The organism is Pseudomonas sp. MD330_10 (assembly GCF_042610415.1).
Taxonomy (GTDB): Bacteria; Pseudomonadota; Gammaproteobacteria; order Pseudomonadales; family Pseudomonadaceae; genus Aquipseudomonas; species Aquipseudomonas rhodesiae.
Map to the genome: position 1 here is coordinate 1 of NZ_JBHGZU010000017.1, position 21,595 is coordinate 21,595.

Sequence of the window (21,595 nt, forward strand, 5' to 3'; positions counted from 1 at the left end):
TTGAACTGCGTCGTGTACTTGCTCATGAAAAAGCCCCAAGAGTTGGATAGGTGTCCAACTTTTGGGGCGCACTTCAGAGTGTCAGTTTTCAATGATCTGACTGACTCATCGCCATCGGGAGCAAGCCCCCTCCCACATTAATTTCTGTTTCCTGCAAATCTTCATTCGCGTCGTCAATCCCTCGCTACACTCGATCTACTACTAAGGTCGTCTGGAACCTGTGCCACAGCCGCATACAGTGGCTACGTTCCAATAATAAAAAAGCTGTGCTGCGAGGATAAAAACAATGAACGACAGCATTTACCTATCGATTCAAAACAGCCCGCGCTTCAAGGAGCTGGTGAGAAAAAGGGAGCGGTTTGCCTGGATTCTCTCGGCCATCATGCTAGGGCTCTACTCCGGTTTCATCCTATTGATCGCCTACGGGCCACAAGTGCTGGGGGCCAAGCTCAGCCCTGGTTCGTCGATTACCTGGGGTATCCCCCTGGGCGTCGGGTTGATCGTCTCCGCGTTCGTCTTGACCGGCATTTATGTGCGTCGGGCCAATGGCGAGTTTGACGATCTCAACAATGCGATTCTCAAGGAGGCTGCGCAATGATCCGTCGTCTACTGGCAGTATTCGGCGCTTCGCTTTTTGCTCCCGCCCTGTGGGCGGCCGACGCATTGACCGGTGAAGTGCACAAGCAACCGCTGAACGTCTCGGCCATCGTGATGTTTGTCGTCTTCGTCGGTGCAACCCTTTGCATTACTTACTGGGCCTCCAAGCGCAATAAATCGGCGGCCGACTACTACGCGGCGGGCGGCAAGATCACCGGTTTCCAGAACGGTCTGGCAATTGCTGGCGACTATATGTCGGCGGCCTCGTTCCTGGGGATTTCCGCGCTGGTGTTTACGTCTGGCTACGACGGGCTGATCTACTCGATCGGCTTTCTGGTGGGCTGGCCGATCATTCTGTTCCTGATCGCCGAGCGCCTGCGTAACCTGGGTAAATACACCTTTGCTGACGTGGCGTCCTACCGCCTGGGCCAGACCCAGATTCGCAGCCTGTCGGCTTGCGGTTCGCTGGTGGTGGTGGCGTTCTACCTGATCGCGCAGATGGTGGGGGCGGGCAAGCTGATCCAGTTGCTGTTCGGCCTGGATTACCATGTGGCGGTGATTCTGGTGGGCATCCTGATGTGCCTGTACGTGCTGTTCGGCGGCATGCTGGCGACCACATGGGTGCAGATCATCAAGGCGGTGCTGTTGCTGTCGGGTGCGTCGTTCATGGCGCTGATGGTGATGAAGCACGTCAACTTCGATTTCAACACGCTGTTCTCCGAGGCGATCAAGGTTCACCCTAAAGGTGAGGCGATCATGAGCCCAGGCGGCCTGGTGAAAGACCCTATCTCTGCATTCTCCCTGGGCTTGGCGCTGATGTTCGGCACCGCCGGCCTGCCGCATATCCTGATGCGCTTCTTCACAGTGAGCGATGCCAAGGAAGCGCGTAAGAGCGTGCTGTATGCCACGGGCTTTATCGGCTACTTCTATATCCTGACCTTTATTATCGGCTTCGGCGCGATCCTGCTGGTCAGCACCAACCCGGCGTTCAAGGATGCGGCAGGCGCCTTGCTGGGCGGTAACAACATGGCGGCGGTACACCTGGCCAATGCGGTGGGTGGCAGCATCTTCCTGGGCTTTATCTCGGCCGTGGCGTTTGCCACCATCCTGGCCGTGGTGGCCGGTTTGACCCTGGCGGGTGCATCGGCGGTGTCTCACGACCTATATGCCAGCGTGATCAAGAAAGGCAAGGCCAACGAGAAGGATGAGATTCGCGTGTCGAAGATCACCACCGTGGCCCTGGGTGTATTGGCGATCGGCCTGGGTATCCTGTTCGAAAGCCAGAACATCGCGTTCATGGTCGGCCTGGCGTTCTCCATCGCCGCCAGCTGCAACTTCCCGGTGCTGCTGCTTTCCATGTACTGGAAAAACCTCACCACCCGTGGCGCCATGATCGGCGGTTGGCTGGGCCTGGTGAGCGCCGTGGGCCTGATGGTACTGGGCCCGACCATCTGGGTCTCGATCCTGCACCATGAAAAAGCCATCTTCCCGTACGAGTACCCTGCGTTGTTCTCGATGATCATTGCGTTCATCGGCATCTGGTTCTTCTCCATCACCGACAAGTCGGCGGCGGCAGAGAAAGAGCGTGCGCTGTACTTCCCGCAGTTTGTGCGTTCGCAGACTGGCTTGGGGGCGAGTGGGGCGGTTAACCACTAAGCTTGTAACTGGATCAGGAAGTGCCCCGGGCGAAAGGCTGGGGCATTTTTTTGCCTGGGGTTTATGGGTTGCTGCTCATGGCCTCATCGGGGGCAAGCCCCCTGCCACACTTGATCTGTGAACACTTTTCAAAGGTGGGAGGGGGCTTGCCCCCGATGGCGGTAGACCAGACGCCACAAACAAAAACGGCCTCCACTGGGGGAGGCCGTTTTCAGTGCAACTAAGCGATGCTTACTTGCGATCTTCCAGCTTGGTGATATCACGCGACTCGTAGCCGGTGTACAGCTGGCGCGGGCGGCCAATCTTGTACGGGCTGGAGAGCATTTCTTTCCAGTGGGAGATCCAGCCCACGGTCCGCGCCAGGGCGAAGATCACGGTAAACATGCTGGTTGGAATGCCGATCGCCTTGAGGATGATCCCCGAGTAGAAGTCGACGTTCGGGTACAGGGAGCGTTCGATGAAGTACGGGTCGGTCAGGGCGATCTCTTCCAGGCGCATGGCCAGTTCGAGTTGCGGATCGTTCTTGATGCCCAGTTCCTTCAACACTTCGTCGCAGGTCTGCTTCATAACGGTGGCGCGTGGGTCGCGGTTCTTGTAGACCCGGTGACCGAAGCCCATCAGCTTGAACGGATCGTTCTTGTCCTTGGCCTTGGCGATGAAGGTGTCGATGTTCGAGACATCGCCGATTTCATCGAGCATGGTCAACACGGCTTCGTTCGCACCGCCGTGGGCAGGGCCCCACAGTGCGGCGATGCCGGCGGCGATACAGGCGAACGGGTTGGCACCCGAGGAGCCCGCCAGGCGCACGGTGGAGGTGGAGGCGTTCTGCTCGTGGTCGGCGTGGAGGATGAAGATCCGGTCCATGGCCTTGGCGAGCACCGGGCTGATCGGTTTGATCTCGCACGGGGTGTTGAACATCATGTGCAGGAAGTTTTCCGCGTACGTCAGGTCGTTGCGCGGGTACATCATGGGTTGACCCATGGAGTACTTGTAAACCATTGCGGCCAGGGTCGGCATCTTGGCAACCAGGCGGATCGCGGAGATTTCGCGATGCTGCGGGTTATTGATGTCGAGGGAGTCGTGATAGAAGGCCGACAGGGCGCCGACCACGCCACACATGACAGCCATCGGGTGGGCGTCGCGACGGAAGCCGTTGAAGAAGGTCTTCAACTGCTCGTGAACCATGGTGTGGTTCTTGACTGTGCTGACAAACTGGGCTTTCTGCTCGGCTGTTGGCAATTCGCCATTGAGCAGCAGGTAGCAGGTTTCCAGGTAGTCCGACTTTTCTGCCAATTGCTCGATCGGGTAGCCCCGGTGCAGCAAGATGCCATTGTCGCCGTCGATATAGGTGATCTTCGACTCGCAAGAGGCGGTCGACATGAAGCCTGGGTCGAAAGTGAAACGGCCCGTGGCCGTCAGGCCCCGTACGTCGATAACATCGGGACCAACGGTGCCGGTTAAAATGGGCAGCTCGACGGGGGCTGCGCCCTCGATGATCAACTGCGCTTTTTTGTCAGCCATGTGGCCTCCTATTTATGCTTCAAATCATCAGACAGACCCCCCACGCAGGGCCCGCACCACTATAGTGAGATAAATTCAGATGTCAATTTGCCTAAAGTCTTGCTCCAGAAGGCTTTAACCGGACTTTTTCGTCGAAATTGCCTGCCATTTACGCCTTTTATCCCGTCAGCGCAATCCGCTATTAGGGTGAGGAGCGCGCGTTGTCATTAGTAACCTAACTGTCTATACTCGGCCACCGACCGCCAAGGGCTTTTGGGCTTGCTTTCATTGGGGGTCGCACTCCCTGGGTGGTGCTTACCTGACCAGTGCACTCCCCTACAACTTTGCCCTGATTGTTAGGGGCTCTTCAGTGTGAAAAAAAGCCGTGAAGAATAGCCAACGACCTGTAAACCTAGACCTAAGGACCATCAAACTCCCCATCACCGGCGTTACGTCGTTCCTGCACCGTGTTTCCGGCATCATCCTGTTCCTGGGCTTGGGCATCATGCTTTATGCATTGAGCAAATCCCTGGGTTCCGAGGAAGGTTACGCCGAGGTGAAGGCATGCTTGACCAGCCCGCTGGCCAAGTTCGTAGCATGGGGCCTCCTGTCCGCTCTGCTGTATCACCTGGTAGCCGGTGTGCGCCACTTGATCATGGACATGGGCATCGGTGAGACGCTGGAAGGCGGCCGCCTGGGCTCGAAAATCATCATCGCCATTTCCGTGGTGCTGATCGTTCTCGCAGGAGTTTGGATATGGTAACCAGCGTTACGAACCTATCGCGTTCGGGCCTCTATGATTGGATGGCGCAGCGTGTGTCTGCGGTTGTTCTCGCGGCTTATTTCATTTTCCTGATCGGATACCTCGTCGCAAACCCGGGCATCGGCTATGAGCAATGGCATGGCCTGTTTTCCCACAATGCGATGCGAATCTTCAGTCTGCTGGCCCTTGTAGCCCTGGGCGCTCACGCCTGGGTCGGCATGTGGACCATCGCGACCGACTACCTCACGCCGATGGCGCTGGGCAAGTCCGCGACTGCAGTACGTTTCCTCTTCCAGGCAGTATGCGGCGTCGCGATGTTCGCTTACTTCGTCTGGGGTGTGCAGATTCTTTGGGGTATCTGAGTCATGGCTAACATTCCAACTATTTCCTTCGACGCCATCATTATTGGTGGCGGCGGTGCCGGCATGCGCGCTGCGCTGCAGCTGGCCCAGGGCGGTCACAAGACTGCCGTGATCACCAAGGTATTCCCGACACGTTCCCACACCGTGTCCGCCCAGGGTGGCATCACCTGCGCCATCGCTTCGGCCGACCCGAACGATGACTGGCGCTGGCACATGTACGATACCGTCAAGGGTTCCGACTACATCGGTGACCAGGACGCTATCGAATACATGTGTCAGGAAGGCCCGGCAGCGGTGTTCGAGCTGGACCACATGGGTCTGCCGTTCTCGCGTACCGAGCAAGGCCGTATCTACCAGCGTCCGTTCGGCGGCCAGTCGAAGGATTACGGTAAAGGCGGGCAGGCTGCCCGTACTTGCGCCGCTTCCGACCGTACCGGTCACGCGCTGCTGCACACGCTTTATCAGGGCAACCTGAAAGCCGGTACCACGTTCCTGAACGAGTACTACGCTGTCGACCTGGTCAAAAACGCCCAAGGCGAGTTCGTCGGTGTAATCGCTATCTGCATCGAAACCGGTGAAACCACCTACATTCGCGCCAAGGCTACCGTGCTGGCAACCGGCGGTGCAGGCCGTATCTACGCCTCGACCACCAACGCCCTGATCAACACTGGCGACGGCGTGGGCATGGCCCTGCGTGCCGGCGTGCCGGTGCAAGATATTGAAATGTGGCAGTTCCACCCGACCGGTATTGCCGGCGCCGGCGTTTTGGTGACCGAAGGTTGCCGTGGTGAAGGTGGTTACTTGATCAACAAGCACGGCGAGCGTTTCATGGAGCGCTATGCTCCGAACGCTAAAGACCTTGCCGGTCGTGATGTTGTTGCCCGTTCGATGGTTAAAGAGATCATCGCTGGCAACGGTTGCGGTCCGAATGGCGACCACGTAATGCTCAAGCTCGATCACCTGGGCGAAGAAGTGCTGCACAGCCGTCTGCCAGGTATCTGCGAACTGTCCAAGACATTTGCGCACGTTGACCCGGTTGTTGCTCCGGTCCCGGTTGTTCCGACTTGCCACTATATGATGGGCGGCGTGCCGACCAACATTCATGGTCAAGCGATCACTCAGGACGCCGATGGCGTCGACGCGATCATCCCTGGTCTGTTTGCAGTGGGTGAAGTGGCGTGCGTATCGGTTCACGGTGCCAACCGCCTGGGCGGTAACTCGTTGCTCGACCTGGTGGTATTCGGGCGCGCCGCTGGCCTGCACTTGGAAAAAGCCCTGAGCGATGGCATCGAGTACGACGACGCCACCGACGCCAACATCGAGGCCGCCCTGGCGCGCCTGTCCGCTCTGAACGAGCGTACCGATGGCGAAGACGTGGCAACCCTGCGTCGCGAGCTGCAAAGCTGCATGCAGAACTACTTCGGTGTATTCCGTACTGGCGAATACATGCAGAAGGGTATTGCCCAGCTGGCCGACCTGCGCAAGCGCATCGCCAACGTCAAGATCAACGATAAGAGCCAGGCGTTCAACACCGCTCGTATCGAAGCCCTTGAGCTGCAAAACCTGCTGGAAGTGGCCGAAGCGACCGCGATTGCTGCCGAGGTTCGTAAAGAATCCCGTGGTGCTCACGCTCGTGAAGACTACGAAGACCGCGACGACGAGAACTGGCTGTGCCACACCCTGTACTTCCCGGGTGAAAAGCGCGTTGCCAAGCGTGCCGTGAACTTCTCGCCGAAAACGGTTCCGACGTTTGAACCGAAGATTCGGACTTACTAAGGGTGGCTGCCATGTTGAAAGTCAGTGTTTATCGCTACAACCCTGATCAGGACGCTGCGCCGTTCATGCAGGAATTCCAGGTCGATACCGGTGGTAAAGACCTGATGGTGCTGGACGTGCTGGCCCTGATCAAAGAGCAGGACGAAGGTTTCTCCTATCGTCGCTCTTGCCGTGAAGGTGTCTGCGGCTCCGACGGCATGAACATCAACGGCAAAAACGGCCTGGCGTGCATCACGCCGCTGTCCGCCGTGGTGAAAGGCAACAAGCTGATCGTTCGTCCACTGCCAGGTTTGCCGGTTATCCGTGACCTGGTCGTCGATATGAGCATCTTCTACAAGCAATACGAGAAAGTTAAGCCGTTCCTGCAGAACGACACGCCGGCCCCGGCCATCGAGCGTCTGCAGTCCCCGGAAGAGCGCGACAAGCTCGACGGTCTGTACGAGTGCATTCTGTGCGCCTGCTGCTCGACCTCCTGCCCGTCCTTCTGGTGGAACCCGGACAAATTCCTGGGTCCAGCTGCCCTGCTGCAAGCGTACCGCTTCCTGGCAGACAGCCGTGACACCAAGACGTCCGAGCGTTTGGCTTCGCTGGATGACCCGTTCAGCGTATTCCGCTGCCGCGGGATCATGAACTGCGTCAACGTATGTCCCAAAGGCCTGAACCCGACTAAGGCCATTGGTCACATCCGTAACATGCTGCTGCAAAGCGGCGTGTAACTGACGTTGTAACAAAGCAGGACCGTTGTGCCCGTAAATGCTGCGGCGCAGGCTTCAACCGGCGCCGTAGTTTTAACTTGAGCAGCGACTTACAAAGCCGCGGCTCTTATTTTGAAGAAATGAGACAAGCAGGGGCATTCGGGTTGGTACCCGAACTATCAGCGTGATCCTAAGTGGCTTGTTTTGGTCGCTGCACTTGGCCTTTTGCAAGCAAACTCGGTGTTTTCGCCGGTGGTGTCCCCAAATCGAGGGTGACCAAGCATGCAAGAAAGCGTGATGCAGCGCATGTGGAACAGCGGCTATCTTTCAGGTGGTAACGCTGCCTATGTGGAAGAGCTTTATGAGCTCTACCTGCACGACCCTAACGCTGTGCCAGAAGAATGGCGCACCAAATTTCAGACGTTGTCTTCAGACGGCAACGCTGCCACCGATGTATCGCATGCAACAATTCGCGATCAGTTTGTGCTGCTGGCAAAGAACCAGCGCCGCGCCCAACCGGTTTCCGCCGGCAGCGTGAGCAGTGAGCATGAGAAGAAGCAAGTTGAAGTACTGCGACTGATCCAGGCCTACCGGATGCGTGGCCACCAGGCTGCCCAGCTTGACCCGCTGGGGCTCTGGCAGCGTCCTGCACCGGCTGACCTGTCGATCAATCATTACGGCTTGACCAATGCCGATCTTGATACGACCTTCCGTGCCGGCGACCTGTTCATCGGCAAAGAGGAAGCGAGCCTACGCGAAATTCACGAGGCGTTGCAGCAGACATATTGCCGCACCATCGGCGCTGAGTTCACGCACATCACCGATTCCGAGCAGCGCCAGTGGTTCCAGCATCGCCTGGAAGGTGTGCGCGGCCGTCCGGCGCTGTCCGCCGACGTTCGCAGCCACCTGCTTGAGCGCGTGACCGCTGCCGAAGGCCTGGAAAAATACCTGGGGACCAAATACCCGGGCACCAAGCGTTTCGGTCTGGAAGGCGGCGAAAGCCTGATCCCGATGCTCGACGAGCTGATCCAGCGTTCCGGCTCCTACGGCACCAAGGAAGTCGTGATCGGTATGGCCCACCGTGGTCGCTTGAACGTGTTGGTCAACACCTTCGGCAAGAACCCGCGTGAGCTGTTCGACGAGTTTGAAGGCAAGAAGAAGGTCGAGCTGGGTTCCGGTGACGTTAAATACCACCAGGGCTTCTCGTCCAACGTGATGACCTCCGGCGGTGAAGTTCACCTGGCCATGGCATTCAACCCATCCCACCTGGAAATCGTTTCGCCAGTGGTCGAGGGGTCGGTGCGTGCTCGCCAGGACCGTCGTAACGACACTACTGGTGAAAAGGTTCTGCCGATTTCCATCCACGGTGACGCGGCATTCGCCGGTCAGGGCGTGGTTCTGGAAACCTTCCAGATGTCGCAGACTCGCGGCTTCAAGACTGGCGGTACCGTTCATATCGTCATCAACAACCAGGTGGGCTTCACCATCAGCAACCCGTTGGACTCGCGCTCCACCGAGTACGCCACCGACGTTGCCAAGATGATCCAGGCGCCGATCCTCCATGTGAATGGTGATGATCCGGAAGCCGTATTGTTCGTGACCCAACTGGCCGTCGACTACCGCATGCAATTCAAGCGTGACGTGGTGATCGACCTGGTTTGCTACCGCCGTCGCGGTCACAACGAAGCGGACGAGCCAAGCGGCACCCAACCGTTGATGTACCAGCAGATCACCAAGCAGCGCACTACCCGTGAGCTGTACGCCGAAAGCCTGACCAAGGCAGGTGTGGTGGACGAAGCGCGTGTTCAGGCGAAAGTCGACGAATACCGCAACGCTCTGGACAACGGTCTGCATGTAGTGAAAAGCCTGGTCAAAGAGCCGAACAAAGAGCTGTTCGTTGACTGGCGTCCGTACCTGGGCCACACCTGGACCGCGCGTCACGATACCTCGTTCGACCTCAAGACCCTGCAGGAACTGTCCGCCAAGCTGCTGGAAATTCCGGAAGGCTTCGTGGTTCAGCGTCAGGTCTCGAAGATCTACGAAGACCGTCAGAAGATGCAAGTCGGCGGCCTGCCAATCAACTGGGGTTACGCCGAAACCATGGCGTACGCGACCCTGGCGTTCGAAGGTCACCCGATCCGCATGACCGGCCAGGACATCGGCCGCGGTACGTTCTCGCACCGTCACGCGGTACTGCACAACCAAAAAGACGCCAGCACCTACGTGCCGTTGCAGAACCTGTACGAAGGCCAGCCACGTTTCGACCTGTACGATTCGTTCCTGTCCGAAGAGGCTGTACTGGCCTTCGAATACGGTTACTCGACCACCACGCCGAATGCGCTGGTGATCTGGGAAGCCCAGTTCGGCGACTTCGCCAACGGCGCCCAGGTGGTGATCGACCAGTTCATCACCAGCGGCGAGCATAAGTGGGGCCGTCTGTGCGGTCTGACCATGCTGCTACCGCACGGTTATGAAGGTCAGGGTCCGGAGCACTCCTCGGCCCGTCTGGAGCGTTACCTGCAGCTGTGCGCCGAGCACAATATTCAGGTCTGCGTACCGACCACCCCGGCTCAGATCTACCACTTGCTGCGTCGCCAGGTGATTCGTCCTCTGCGCAAGCCGCTGGTTGTGCTGACTCCGAAGTCGCTGCTGCGTCATAAATTGGCCGTCTCGACCCTGGAAGATCTGGCGGACGGTTCGTTCCAGACCGTGATTCCAGAAATCGACACGCTGGACGCGGCCAAGGTCACTCGCCTGATCCTGTGCAGCGGCAAGGTCTACTATGACCTGCTGGAAAAACGCCGTGCCGAAGGCCGCGAAGATATCGCCATCGTGCGTATCGAGCAGCTTTACCCGTTCCCGGAAGACGACCTGATGGAGGTCATCGCGCCTTACACCAACCTCACGAATGTGGTCTGGTGCCAGGAAGAACCGATGAACCAGGGCGCGTGGTACAGCAGCCAGCATCACCTGCGTCGCAGCATTGGCAACCATAACAAGGCCCTGGGCCTGGAATACGCCGGCCGTGATGCTTCCGCCGCACCTGCGTGTGGTTATGCGTCGATGCACGCCGAACAGCAGGAAAAACTGCTGCAAGATGCTTTCACTGTTTAACGCCTTCGCGCTGACTGAAACCGAATTTTAAGGACCCACAGATAATGGCTATCGAAATCAAAGCCCCGTCATTCCCGGAATCGGTTGCCGATGGCACCGTTGCCACCTGGCACAAAAAACCAGGCGAAGCTGTCAAGCGCGACGACCTGATCGTCGACATCGAGACCGACAAAGTCGTGCTGGAAGTGCTGGCCGAAGCTGACGGCGTGCTGGGCGCAATCGTTGCCGAGGAGGGCGCTACCGTCCTGTCCAACCAGGTGTTGGGCTCGATCGAAGAGGGCGGCGCTGCTGCACCTGCACCTGCACCTGCTCCGGCTGCTGCACCTGCTGCTTCGGCTCCAGCTGCCGCTCCGGCCGCTGGTGCTGAAGACCCGATCGCTGCACCGGCTGCGCGCCAGTTGGCTGAAGAAAACGGTATCAACCTGGCTTCCATCAAAGGCACCGGCAAAGACGGTCGCGTGACCAAGGAAGACGTGGTTGCTGCGGTTGAAGCCAAGAAGAACGCTCCAGCTGCCGCACCTGCCAAGCCGGCTGCCCCGGCTGCCGCTGCTCCTGTGTTCGCCGCCGGCGACCGCACCGAGAAGCGCGTACCGATGACCCGCGTGCGTGCCACCGTGGCCAAGCGTCTGGTTGAAGCCCAGTCGAACATGGCAATGCTGACCACCTTCAACGAAGTCGACATGACCGAAGTCATGGCCCTGCGTTCGAAGTACAAAGACCTGTTCGAGAAGTCTCACAACGGCGTGCGCCTGGGCTTCATGTCGTTCTTCGTGAAAGCGGCCACCGAAGCGCTGAAACGCTTCCCGGCAGTCAACGCTTCCATCGATGGCAACGACATCGTCTACCATGGCTATGCAGACATCGGCGTTGCCGTGTCCAGCGACCGTGGCCTGGTGGTTCCGGTCCTGCGTAACGCCGAACTGATGAGCCTGGCTGAAATCGAAGGCGGCATCGCCACCTTCGGCAAGAAAGCCCGTGACGGTAAGCTGACCATCGACGAGATGACCGGTGGTACCTTCACCATCACCAACGGTGGTACCTTCGGTTCGATGATGTCGACGCCGATCGTCAACCCGCCACAAGCCGCGATCCTGGGCATGCACAACATCATCCAGCGTCCGATGGCCATCAACGGCCAAGTCGTGATCCGCCCGATGATGTACCTGGCACTGTCCTACGATCACCGCCTGATCGATGGTAAAGAAGCCGTGACTTTCCTGGTGACCATCAAGAACCTGCTGGAAGACCCGGCTCGTCTGCTGCTGGATATCTAAAGACGCAGCTGCAAGTTGCAAGCTACAAGCTGTAGGAAAAAGCAGCTTGGCTTGCAGCTTGTCGCTTGAAGCTTGTCGCTGAATAGAGGAATTTTTTTCATGTCGCAGAAATTTGACGTTGTAGTGATTGGCGCGGGCCCTGGCGGCTATGTTGCCGCCATCAAGGCTGCTCAACTGGGCCTCTCGACTGCTTGCATCGAAAAATACACTGACAAGGAAGGCAAACTGGCGCTGGGCGGTACTTGCCTGAACGTTGGCTGCATTCCTTCCAAGGCGCTGCTGGACAGCTCCTGGAAATTCCACGAAGCCCAAGACGGCTTCGCGATCCACGGTATCAACCACGCCGGCGTGACCATGGACGTGCCAGCAATGGTCGGCCGTAAAGCCAACATCGTTAAAGGCCTGACTTCCGGCGTTGCCACCTTGTTCAAGGCCAACGGCGTGACTTCCCTGCAAGGCCACGGCAAATTGCTGGCCGGCAAGAAAGTCGAAATCACCAAGCCTGACGGTTCGGTTGAAGTGATCGAAGCTGAAAACGTGATCCTGGCCCCAGGTTCGCGCCCAATCGACATTCCGCCTGCTCCAGTCGACAACAACGTGATCGTTGATTCGACCGGCGCCCTGGAATTCCAAGCTGTGCCTAAGCGCCTGGGTGTGATCGGTGCTGGTGTGATCGGCCTGGAGCTGGGTTCGGTATGGTCCCGTCTGGGTGCTGAAGTGACTGTTCTGGAAGCTCTGGACACGTTCCTGCTGGCTGCCGATACCGCAGTCTCCAAGGAAGCGTTCAAGACCCTGACCAAACAGGGCCTGGACATCAAGCTGGGCGCTCGCGTGACCGGCTCGAAGGTCAATGGCGAAGAAGTGGTCGTGACCTACACCGACAAAGATGGCGAACAAACCATCACCTTCGACAAGCTGATCGTGGCCGTAGGCCGTCGTCCAGTGACGACCGACCTGCTGGCGGCCGACAGCGGCGTGAACATCGACGAGCGTGGCTTTATCCACGTTGACGATCACTGCGCTACCACCGTTCCAGGCGTGTACGCCATCGGTGACGTGGTGCGCGGCATGATGCTGGCGCACAAGGCTTCCGAAGAAGGCATCATGGTTGTCGAGCGCATCAAGGGCCACAAAACCCAGATGAACTACGACCTGATTCCATCGGTTATCTACACCCACCCGGAAATTGCATGGGTCGGCAAGAACGAACAGCAGTTGAAAGCTGAAGGCGTTGAAGTTAACGTCGGCACCTTCCCGTTCGCCGCTTCTGGCCGTGCCATGGCAGCCAACGACACCGGTGGTTTTGTCAAAGTCATTGCTGATGCCAAGACTGACCGTGTATTGGGCGTCCACGTGATTGGCCCAAGCGCAGCAGAACTGGTTCAGCAGGGCGCAATCGGTATGGAATTCGGCACCAGTGCCGAGGACCTGGGCATGATGGTCTTCTCCCATCCGACCCTGTCCGAAGCGTTGCACGAAGCCGCGTTGGCAGTGAATGGCGGCGCCATCCACATCGCCAACCGCAAGAAGCGCTAAGCGAGATAATAAGAAACCACGGCGGAGTTGCCCGTCGTGAGCCTTGCGCGCAAGACTCACCGCGGAATATCCGCTGGACGCAGCCTTGCGCAGCTTTACGGGCCATAAGCCCCGCAAGTTGCGCAAGCAGCAGTCACAGGTGGTGCGGCACTCATAATGAGCGCAGCGCCGAATGCGCAGTACCTAACGAAGACGGTAAAAAGCATGAATCTTCACGAGTATCAGGGTAAGCAGCTGTTCGCTGAATACGGCCTGCCAGTATCCAAGGGCTACGCAGTAGACACCCCGGAAGCAGCAGCAGAAGCTTGCGACAAAATCGGTGGTACCGAATGGGTTGTCAAAGCCCAGGTCCACGCGGGTGGTCGCGGTAAAGCGGGCGGCGTTAAGCTGGTTCGCAACAAAGAAGACGCCAAGGCCTTCGCACAGCAGTGGCTGGGCAAGCGTCTGGTGACTTACCAGACTGATGCCAATGGCCAGCCAGTCACCAAGATCCTGGTTGAATCGTGCACTGATATCGCTAAAGAGCTGTACCTGGGCGCTGTCGTTGACCGTTCGAGCCGTCGCATCGTGTTCATGGCTTCCACCGAAGGTGGCGTGGACATCGAAAAGATCGCTCACGAAACCCCAGAAAAAATTCTGAAAGCCACCATCGATCCACTGGTTGGCGCTCAGCCGTTCCAGGGTCGCGAGCTGGCTTTCCAGCTGGGCCTGGAAGGCAAGCAAGTTGCCCAGTTCGCCAAGATCTTCGTAGGTCTGGCCAAACTGTTCCAGGATCACGATCTGGCTCTGCTGGAAGTGAACCCGCTGGTGATCAAGGCTGACGGCGATCTGCACTGCCTCGATGCCAAGATCAACATCGACGCCAACGCCATGTACCGTCAGCCTAAGCTGAAGACTTTCCACGATCCGTCGCAAGACGATCCGCGCGAAGCCCACGCTGCCAAGTTCGAACTGAACTACGTGGCCCTGGAAGGCAACATCGGTTGCATGGTCAACGGTGCCGGCCTGGCCATGGGTACCATGGACATCGTCAACCTGCATGGCGGCAAACCAGCCAACTTCCTCGACGTGGGCGGTGGTGCTACCAAAGAACGCGTGACCGAAGCTTTCAAGATCATCCTGTCCGACGCCAACGTCGCTGCAGTATTGGTCAACATCTTCGGCGGCATCGTTCGTTGCGACATGATTGCCGAAGGCATCATCGGTGCAGTGAAAGAAGTCGGCGTTAAAATCCCGGTTGTTGTTCGCCTTGAAGGTAACAACGCTGAACTGGGCGCTAAAGTACTGGCAGAAAGCGGTTTGAACATCATCGCGGCTACCAGCCTGACCGACGCTGCTCAACAAGTTGTCAAAGCTGCGGAGGGCAAATAATGAGCGTCCTGATCAATAAAGACACCAAAGTTATCTGCCAGGGTATTACCGGTTCGCAAGGTAGCTTCCACACCCAGCAAGCCATCGAATACGGCACCCAGATGGTTGGCGGCGTAACGCCAGGCAAAGGCGGCACCGAGCACCTGGGCCTGCCGGTGTTCAACACCGTGAAAGACGCTGTAGCTGCCACTGGCGCCACCGCCAGCGTGATCTACGTTCCGGCTCCTTTCTGCAAGGACTCGATCCTGGAAGCGGCATTCGGCGGCATCAAGCTGATCGTTTGCATCACCGAAGGCATTCCTACCCTGGACATGCTGGACGCTAAAGTTAAGTGTGACGAACTGGGCGTAGTCCTGATCGGCCCTAACTGCCCAGGTGTGATCACCCCAGGCGAATGCAAGATCGGCATCATGCCAGGTCACATTCACTTGCCAGGTAAAGTCGGTATCGTTTCCCGTTCCGGCACCCTGACCTACGAAGCTGTGAAGCAGACCACTGACGCCGGTTTCGGTCAGTCGACTTGCGTCGGCATCGGCGGTGACCCGATCCCAGGCTCCAACTTCATCGACATCCTGAAGCTGTTCCAGGAAGACCCGAAGACCGAAGCGATCGTGATGATCGGTGAGATCGGCGGTTCGGCTGAAGAAGAAGCGGCTGCCTACATCAAGGCACACGTGACCAAGCCAGTTGTTTCCTACATCGCTGGTGTGACTGCCCCTGCTGGCAAGCGCATGGGCCATGCGGGCGCAATCATCTCTGGCGGCAAAGGCACTGCAGACGAGAAATTCGCTGCGCTGCAAGACGCAGGCGTGAAAACCGTGCGTTCTCTGGCAGACATCGGCAAGGCCCTGGCCGAGCTGACCGGTTGGGCTGTCAAGTAAGCCTCGCGCTTAACTGACGCTCCGCCCACAAAGGCCACCTTCGGGTGGCCTTTGTGCTTCTTGGATGTCTTCGACCAATGTGGGAGGGGGCTTGCCCCCGATGGCAATGGGGCCGCCACGCAATCATTGGCTGACACACCGCCGTCGGGGGCAGGCCCCCTCCCACATGTGTTCGTATTGCCAAGTTAAGTACGAAAATGCGACATCGTGATGTCGCTTATCGGACAGTTCGCCCCGCAACAGTGCGTTTGTCGCCCTAATTCTGTACTCTGGCCGCCTCTTTATGCGCCCGCATCCCAAAAGGACGCTTCGCGCTGGAACGGTCGGTCCCCAAAAGGGCCGCCGGTATTTCCCTCATCCACAGGGAATCCCTCTCTAAATTCCGATTCAGCAGTGTGGTATTTCCTTAAATGAAAGTGTTGAAAGGCCAGGATATCCTGGCGTTGGGCTTTATGACCTTTGCCCTGTTCGTGGGCGCCGGCAACATCATCTTCCCGCCTATCGTTGGCTTGCAGTCCGGACCTAACGTCTGGATGGCGGCACTGGGTTTTCTGATCACTGCGGTCGGCCTTCCGGTGGTCACCGTAATCGCGCTGGCCAAAGTCGGTGGCGGCATGGACGCGCTGAGCAGCCCAATCGGCAAAATCGCCGGTGGCCTGCTGGCGGCAGCGGCGTATCTGGCGGTAGGCCCGCTGTTCGCCACGCCGCGTACGGCGACCGTGTCCTTTGAAGTGGGCCTTGCGCCCTTGACTGGCGAAAGCCCTCTAGCGCTGTTTCTCTACAGCTCCGTGTACTTTCTGGTGGTGTTCTTTGTGTCCCTGTATCCAGGGCGCCTGCTGGATACCGTGGGGCGTTTCCTCGCGCCGCTGAAGATCATAGCGCTGGCCGTGCTGGGCATCGCCGCATTTGCGCTGCCGGCCGGTGACGTCGGTGTCGCCACCCCGGAATATGTCGCTGCGCCGTTTTCCCAGGGTTTTATCAATGGTTACCTGACCATGGATACCCTGGGCGCGCTGGTGTTCGGCATCGTCATCGTCAATGCGATTCGCTCCCGTGGTGTTGAATCGCCGAAGCTGATCACCCGTTACGCCATCATCGCCGGCCTGATCGCGGGTGTGGGCTTGGCGTTGGTGTATGTAAGCCTGTTCCGCCTCGGTTCGGGTAGCCATGCGGTAGCCGCTGGGGCCAGCAACGGCGCTGCGGTACTGCATGCTTACGTGCAGCATACCTTCGGCTCTCTGGGCAGCGGTTTCCTGGCCGTGCTGATCTCCCTGGCGTGCCTGGTGACGGCGGTGGGCCTGACCTGCGCCTGCGCCGAGTACTTCAGCCGCATCCTGCCGCTGTCCTACAAGACCCTGGTGGTGATCCTGGCGCTGTTCTCCTTGTTTGTGTCGAACTTGGGCCTGACCAAGCTGATCGCTTTCTCGATCCCAGTACTCACCGCCATCTATCCGCCCTGCATCGTGTTGGTGGCTCTTAGCTTCTGCAAAGGCTTCTGGCAGGAGCAAGGGCGTATTGTTGGGCCGGTGATGCTGGTGTCGTTTATCTTCGGCTGCATCGATGCCCTCAAGGGCGCGGGCTTGGCGGATTGGCTGCCGGCGCAGTTGGCTAACCTGCCGCTGAGCGAGCAGGGCCTGGCCTGGTTGGTGCCGTCGGTGATGATCCTGGTTGTGGCGGTGGTGATTGACCGTCTGCTCGGCAAGCGCAGCGAAGCCATCGCATAAAGCGCCCGCTTTGAGGATTATTGAAATGCCCCGTATCAATCGATACGGGGCATTTTTTATGCTTTATGAGAGCGCAGCTTCTAAAGTTGCAACTGGATCAATGTGGGAAGGGCTGGCTCCCTCCCAACGTTGGAGCGCATCGCGCCACCATTCACCTTCTAACAGGACCCTCATGTCATTCGTCGAAGCCAATCAGATCCACTTGCTTGCCGCCCTGTGGTTCGTGCTGTGTTGGGGCGGCTATACCCGTTATGCCACTTGGAAGGCGCGAGACACCGCGTGCCTGGCCAGTGTGTTGCACTTGTATCGCGAAGACTGGATGCGGCGCATGCTGCTGCGGGACAACCGTATCGCCGACGCCAGCGTGATCGGCAATCTGGAGCGCAATGCCTCCTTCTTCGCCTCCAGTACCTTGATCATCCTCGCCGGTATTCTCACGGTGCTCGGCGCCTCCGAACGCGCCGTGTCGTTGCTGGCGGATATCCCCTGGGTACAACAGGCATCCCAGGGCATGTCGGAAATCAAATTGCTGTGCCTGGCGCTGGTGTTTGTCTACGCGTTTTTCACCTTCAGTTGGTGCATGCGCCAATACAATTTTGCGGCGGTGCTGGTGGGGTCGGCGCCGATGATCGGCGAGCGACATGTGTCCGAACAGGAGCGTAAAGCCTTCGCACTGAGGGCGGCGCGGGTGATCTCCATGGCGGCCAACCAGTTCAACTTCGGCCTGCGTTCTTATTACTTCGGCATGACCATGCTGGCGTGGTTTGTCAGCCCATGGTTGTTCATGTTGATGAGCGCCGGTGTAGTGTTCGTGCTGTATCGCCGAGAGTTTCATTCCGAGGTATTGGAAGTGATGGTGTATACCCCAACCGACACGCCATTGCCGGAGCCGACGAAGGAGGCGGTGTCTTAGCCATCTAGTTAAATGCCGGACAAAGTAAAGCCCGCTATATAAGCGGGCTTTCTTTTTGCAGCACTGCTAATTCAAGCCAGGTCTCAAGAACCGGTGGCAGGTGCTGCTTCTTTCGCGGCGGCTTCGTTGGATTCGGCCTGAGCTTTGGCAGCATCGGCGTTTTCTTTCGCAGCGTCGTTCACTTTATCCTGAGCCTTCGCCATATCTTTCTGAGCTTGCTCAGAATGTGCAGCGGCGTCTTGGGCTTTGTCTTCGGATTTCTTGTCGCAGGCAGCCAGACCGAGGGCAGCGGCCAGCATCATGGAAATAGCTAAAGTCTTGCGCATGGGGTGTTTCTCCTTATTGAAGATATCTACTGGCCTTTCGAGCCTGAGGGTTCAGCATTAGTTCCTTTAATTACGCAGATATATAAACCGCACCCTGCAAGGAACTTTGGCCCGCACCACATACTCCGCGGATTAACACGAATAAGAGTCTAGACCGAATGACCGAAAACTCACTGTTAGAACGTGCCCGACGCTTCGTTTCGGCGTTACGTCATTGCCAGGTGCTGGGCATTACCGTGCATGAGGCCAATCGGGACGGCATGACCCTCGTCTTGCCTTATAGCCCCGCGATTGTTGGCGACCCCCAGTCCGGCGTGATCCACGGCGGTGCGCTGACCTCCTTGATGGACACGGCCTGCGGCATGGCGACTCTATGTGTGCTGGAGGAATTCGAGGTGTGCCCGACCCTCGATCTACGCATCGATTACATGCATCCGGCCGCACCTCACAAGCCGGTGTATGGCTTCGCCCAGTGCTACCGAGTCACGACCGACGTGATCTTCACCCGTGGCTTCGCCTATCAGGATGACCCGCAGCAACCCATCGCCCATGTGGTGGGCACGTTTATGCGCATGGGCAAGCGCCTCAAGGGCGCGCAGGGGCTGGGCGATACGATCAAGGGAGCGCAGGCATGAGTCATCGATTCAAAACACGCCTCGAACAAGCCCATACGCGCGGTGACTATACGGCGCTGCTGGACGGGATTCCGTATGCCCAATTGATCGGTATTGAATGCACACGGTTGGGCGATGAATTGCTGTTTCGCCTGCCGGCCAACAAAGACAACATTGGTAACCCCATCTTGCCGGCCCTGCACGGCGGAGTGATCGCCGGGTTCATGGAGTTGGCCGCAGCGTTGCACTTGCTGGTGTTTACCGGGGCGCCGGGGCTGCCGAAAATCATCGACTTTTCCCTGGATTACCTGCGTGCCGGTCAGTTCCGCGACACCTACGCCACGTGTCAGGTGTGGCGCCAGGGGCGGCGTGTGGCGAATGTGGCGATCACCGCGTGGCAAAGCACGGCGGCAGAGCCGATTGCCACGGCCCGTGCGCATTTCAAGATCGAGGAGGCGAGTCGCCCTTGAAATCCTGGTCTTAGCCCCCAACTTTGATGACAACCCGCCGCCGACCCTAAAGGTCGGGGCCACTGCCATCCAATTGGAGTTTGATGACCATGAGTGTGGAAACTCAAAAGGAAACCCTGGGCTTCCAGACCGAGGTGAAGCAACTGCTGCACCTCATGATCCATTCGCTGTATTCCAACAAGGAAATCTTCCTTCGCGAATTGATCTCGAACGCCTCTGACGCTGTCGACAAATTACGTTTCGAAGCCCTGTCCAAGCCCGAGTTGCTGGAAGGTGGCGCCGAACTGAAAATCCGCGTGAGCTTCGACAAGGACGCCAAAACCGTCACCCTCGAAGACAACGGTATCGGCATGAGCCGTGACGATGCGGTCACCCACCTGGGGACCATCGCCAAATCCGGCACTGCCGATTTCATGAAGAACCTGTCGGGTGACCAAAAGAAGGATTCGCACCTGATCGGCCAGTTCGGCGTGGGCTTCTACTCGGCCTTTATTGTCGCCGATAAGGTTGAAGTGTTTAGCCGTCGTGCCGGCCTCGACGCCAGCGAAGGCGTGCACTGGGCGTCGAAAGGCGAGGGCGAATTTGAAATCGCCACCATCGACAAGCCAGACCGCGGTACTCGCATCGTGTTGCACCTCAAGTCCGGTGAAGAAGAATTCGCCGATGGCTGGCGCCTGCGCAATATCATCAAAAAGTACTCCGACCATATCGCACTGCCGATCGAGCTGCCTAAAGAACAAGCTGCCGCCGAAGGCGAAGAAGCCCCGGCCCAGGAATGGGAAGTGGTCAACCGCGCCAGCGCCCTGTGGACCCGTCCTCGCACCGAGATCAAGGACGAGGAGTACCAGGAGTTCTACAAGCACATAGCTCATGATTACGAAAACCCGCTGAGCTGGAGCCACAATAAGGTTGAAGGCAAGCTGGAATACAGCTCGCTGCTCTACGTACCGGCCCGCGCGCCGTTTGACCTGTACCAGCGTGAGGCGCCGAAAGGCCTGAAACTCTACGTACAGCGCGTATTCGTGATGGATCAGGCGGAATCCTTCCTGCCGTTGTACCTGCGCTTTATCAAAGGCGTGGTCGACTCCAACGACTTGTCGCTGAACGTGTCGCGGGAAATCCTGCAGAAAGACCCGATCATCGACTCCATGAAGTCGGCGCTGACCAAGCGCGTACTCGACATGCTGGAAAAACTGGCGAAGAACGAGCCTGAGCAATACAAAGGCTTCTGGAAAAACTTCGGCCAGGTCATGAAAGAAGGCCCGGCGGAAGATTTTGCCAACAAGGAAAAAATCGCTGGCCTGCTACGTTTTGCTTCGACTCAGGGCGAAGACGGCGAGCAAGTGGTGTCCCTGGCCGAGTACCTGGCACGCGCCAAGGAAGGGCAGGACAAGATCTACTACCTGACCGGCGAAACCTACGCTCAGGTCAAAAACAGCCCGCACCTGGAAGTCTTCCGTAAAAAAGGCATCGAAGTGCTGCTGCTGACCGATCGTATCGACGAGTGGCTGATGAGCTACCTCAGCGAGTTCGACGGTAAGTCGTTCGTCGACGTGGCCCGTGGCGACCTGGACCTGGGTAACCTGGATTCGGAAGAGGACAAAAAAGCCGCTGAAGAAGTGGCCAAGTCCAAAGAAGGCCTGGTTGAACGCATCAAGACCGCCCTGGGCGAAGCTGTCAGCGAAGTACGGGTTTCCCACCGTCTGACCGATTCCCCGGCGATCCTGGCCATCGGCGAGCAGGACCTGGGCATGCAAATGCGTCAGATCCTTGAGGCGAGCGGGCAGAAAGTGCCGGACTCCAAGCCGATCTTTGAATTCAACCCTGCGCATCCGTTGATCGAGAAGCTCGACGGCGAGCAGAACGAAGAGCGTTTTGGCGACCTGTCGCACATCCTCTTCGACCAGGCAGCCCTGGCCGCCGGCGACAGCTTGAAAGACCCGGCCGCCTATGTGCGCCGACTGAACAAGCTGTTGGTTGAACTGTCGGTTTAACAACGTTGTAGGAAAAACCCGCTTCGGCG

Annotated in this window: 18 protein-coding genes; 16 read left to right on the top strand and 2 right to left on the bottom strand. The window is 58.2% G+C overall.

Annotated elements, in window-relative coordinates:
• Positions 1-286: 286 nt before the first annotated feature.
• Entirely contained in the window at positions 287-598 is a 312-nt protein-coding gene (locus tag ACFZPT_RS21330; RefSeq protein ID WP_034096660.1) for a DUF485 domain-containing protein, read from the top strand.
• Positions 595-2,253: a cation acetate symporter gene (locus ACFZPT_RS21335; protein ID WP_034096661.1), complete on the top strand. Its 1,659-nt coding sequence runs from the start codon at positions 595-597 to the stop codon at positions 2,251-2,253. Before ACFZPT_RS21330 ends, ACFZPT_RS21335 begins: the two co-directional genes overlap by 4 nt.
• A gap of 231 nt (positions 2,254-2,484) precedes the next feature.
• Here the strand turns inward: ACFZPT_RS21335 and gltA are convergent, their stop codons facing one another.
• Positions 2,485-3,774, bottom strand: a complete 1,290-nt coding sequence (gene gltA, locus ACFZPT_RS21340) for a citrate synthase (RefSeq protein WP_014717728.1) — start codon at positions 3,772-3,774, stop codon at positions 2,485-2,487.
• A gap of 364 nt (positions 3,775-4,138) precedes the next feature.
• Here gltA and sdhC point away from each other — a divergent pair, with 364 nt between their 5' ends.
• From sdhC to ACFZPT_RS21395, 11 genes are all read left to right on the top strand, one after another.
• Positions 4,139-4,516: a succinate dehydrogenase, cytochrome b556 subunit gene (gene sdhC / locus ACFZPT_RS21345; RefSeq protein ID WP_034096662.1), complete on the top strand. Its 378-nt coding sequence runs from the start codon at positions 4,139-4,141 to the stop codon at positions 4,514-4,516.
• On the top strand, positions 4,510-4,878 hold the full coding sequence (gene sdhD, locus ACFZPT_RS21350; RefSeq protein ID WP_003172805.1) for a succinate dehydrogenase, hydrophobic membrane anchor protein: 369 nt from the start codon (positions 4,510-4,512) through the stop codon (positions 4,876-4,878). Before sdhC ends, sdhD begins: the two co-directional genes overlap by 7 nt.
• Positions 4,879-4,881: 3 nt before the next feature.
• The gene (gene sdhA, locus ACFZPT_RS21355; RefSeq protein WP_034096663.1) at positions 4,882-6,654 is read left to right on the top strand and encodes a succinate dehydrogenase flavoprotein subunit; all 1,773 of its coding nucleotides are present in this window, start codon (positions 4,882-4,884) and stop codon (positions 6,652-6,654) included.
• 11 nt (positions 6,655-6,665) lie between these two features.
• On the top strand, positions 6,666-7,370 hold the full coding sequence (locus ACFZPT_RS21360) for a succinate dehydrogenase iron-sulfur subunit (RefSeq protein WP_034096664.1): 705 nt from the start codon (positions 6,666-6,668) through the stop codon (positions 7,368-7,370).
• A 261-nt stretch (positions 7,371-7,631) separates the two neighbouring features.
• Complete coding sequence (locus tag ACFZPT_RS21365; RefSeq protein ID WP_034096665.1) at positions 7,632-10,463, top strand: 2-oxoglutarate dehydrogenase E1 component; 2,832 nt, start codon at positions 7,632-7,634, stop codon at positions 10,461-10,463.
• A gap of 44 nt (positions 10,464-10,507) precedes the next feature.
• The gene (gene odhB / locus ACFZPT_RS21370) at positions 10,508-11,737 is read left to right on the top strand and encodes a 2-oxoglutarate dehydrogenase complex dihydrolipoyllysine-residue succinyltransferase (protein WP_099313119.1); all 1,230 of its coding nucleotides are present in this window, start codon (positions 10,508-10,510) and stop codon (positions 11,735-11,737) included.
• 99 nt (positions 11,738-11,836) lie between these two features.
• Positions 11,837-13,273, top strand: a complete 1,437-nt coding sequence (gene lpdA / locus ACFZPT_RS21375) for a dihydrolipoyl dehydrogenase (RefSeq protein ID WP_034096667.1) — start codon at positions 11,837-11,839, stop codon at positions 13,271-13,273.
• A 204-nt stretch (positions 13,274-13,477) separates the two neighbouring features.
• Positions 13,478-14,644: an ADP-forming succinate--CoA ligase subunit beta gene (gene sucC / locus ACFZPT_RS21380; protein ID WP_034096668.1), complete on the top strand. Its 1,167-nt coding sequence runs from the start codon at positions 13,478-13,480 to the stop codon at positions 14,642-14,644.
• Entirely contained in the window at positions 14,644-15,525 is an 882-nt protein-coding gene (gene sucD / locus ACFZPT_RS21385) for a succinate--CoA ligase subunit alpha (protein ID WP_034096669.1), read from the top strand. The genes sucC and sucD overlap by 1 nt, the downstream gene beginning before the upstream one ends.
• 410 nt (positions 15,526-15,935) lie before the next feature.
• Positions 15,936-17,249, top strand: a complete 1,314-nt coding sequence (gene brnQ / locus ACFZPT_RS21390; RefSeq protein WP_034096670.1) for a branched-chain amino acid transport system II carrier protein — start codon at positions 15,936-15,938, stop codon at positions 17,247-17,249.
• Between the two features lie 172 nt (positions 17,250-17,421).
• Positions 17,422-18,162, top strand: coding sequence for a DUF599 domain-containing protein (locus ACFZPT_RS21395; protein ID WP_099313120.1), 741 nt, complete (start codon positions 17,422-17,424; stop codon positions 18,160-18,162).
• Positions 18,163-18,245: 83 nt separating this feature from the next.
• Here the strand turns inward: ACFZPT_RS21395 and ACFZPT_RS21400 are convergent, their stop codons facing one another.
• The gene (locus tag ACFZPT_RS21400) at positions 18,246-18,488 is read right to left on the bottom strand and encodes a hypothetical protein (protein WP_017477534.1); all 243 of its coding nucleotides are present in this window, start codon (positions 18,486-18,488) and stop codon (positions 18,246-18,248) included.
• Between the two features lie 158 nt (positions 18,489-18,646).
• Here ACFZPT_RS21400 and ACFZPT_RS21405 point away from each other — a divergent pair, with 158 nt between their 5' ends.
• From ACFZPT_RS21405 to htpG, 3 genes are all read left to right on the top strand, one after another.
• Positions 18,647-19,123: a PaaI family thioesterase gene (locus tag ACFZPT_RS21405; RefSeq protein WP_034096672.1), complete on the top strand. Its 477-nt coding sequence runs from the start codon at positions 18,647-18,649 to the stop codon at positions 19,121-19,123.
• Positions 19,120-19,572, top strand: a complete 453-nt coding sequence (locus ACFZPT_RS21410) for a PaaI family thioesterase (protein WP_034096673.1) — start codon at positions 19,120-19,122, stop codon at positions 19,570-19,572. Before ACFZPT_RS21405 ends, ACFZPT_RS21410 begins: the two co-directional genes overlap by 4 nt.
• Positions 19,573-19,661: 89 nt before the next feature.
• Complete coding sequence (gene htpG, locus ACFZPT_RS21415) at positions 19,662-21,566, top strand: molecular chaperone HtpG (RefSeq protein WP_034096793.1); 1,905 nt, start codon at positions 19,662-19,664, stop codon at positions 21,564-21,566.
• The last annotated feature ends 29 nt before the right edge of the window (positions 21,567-21,595 follow it).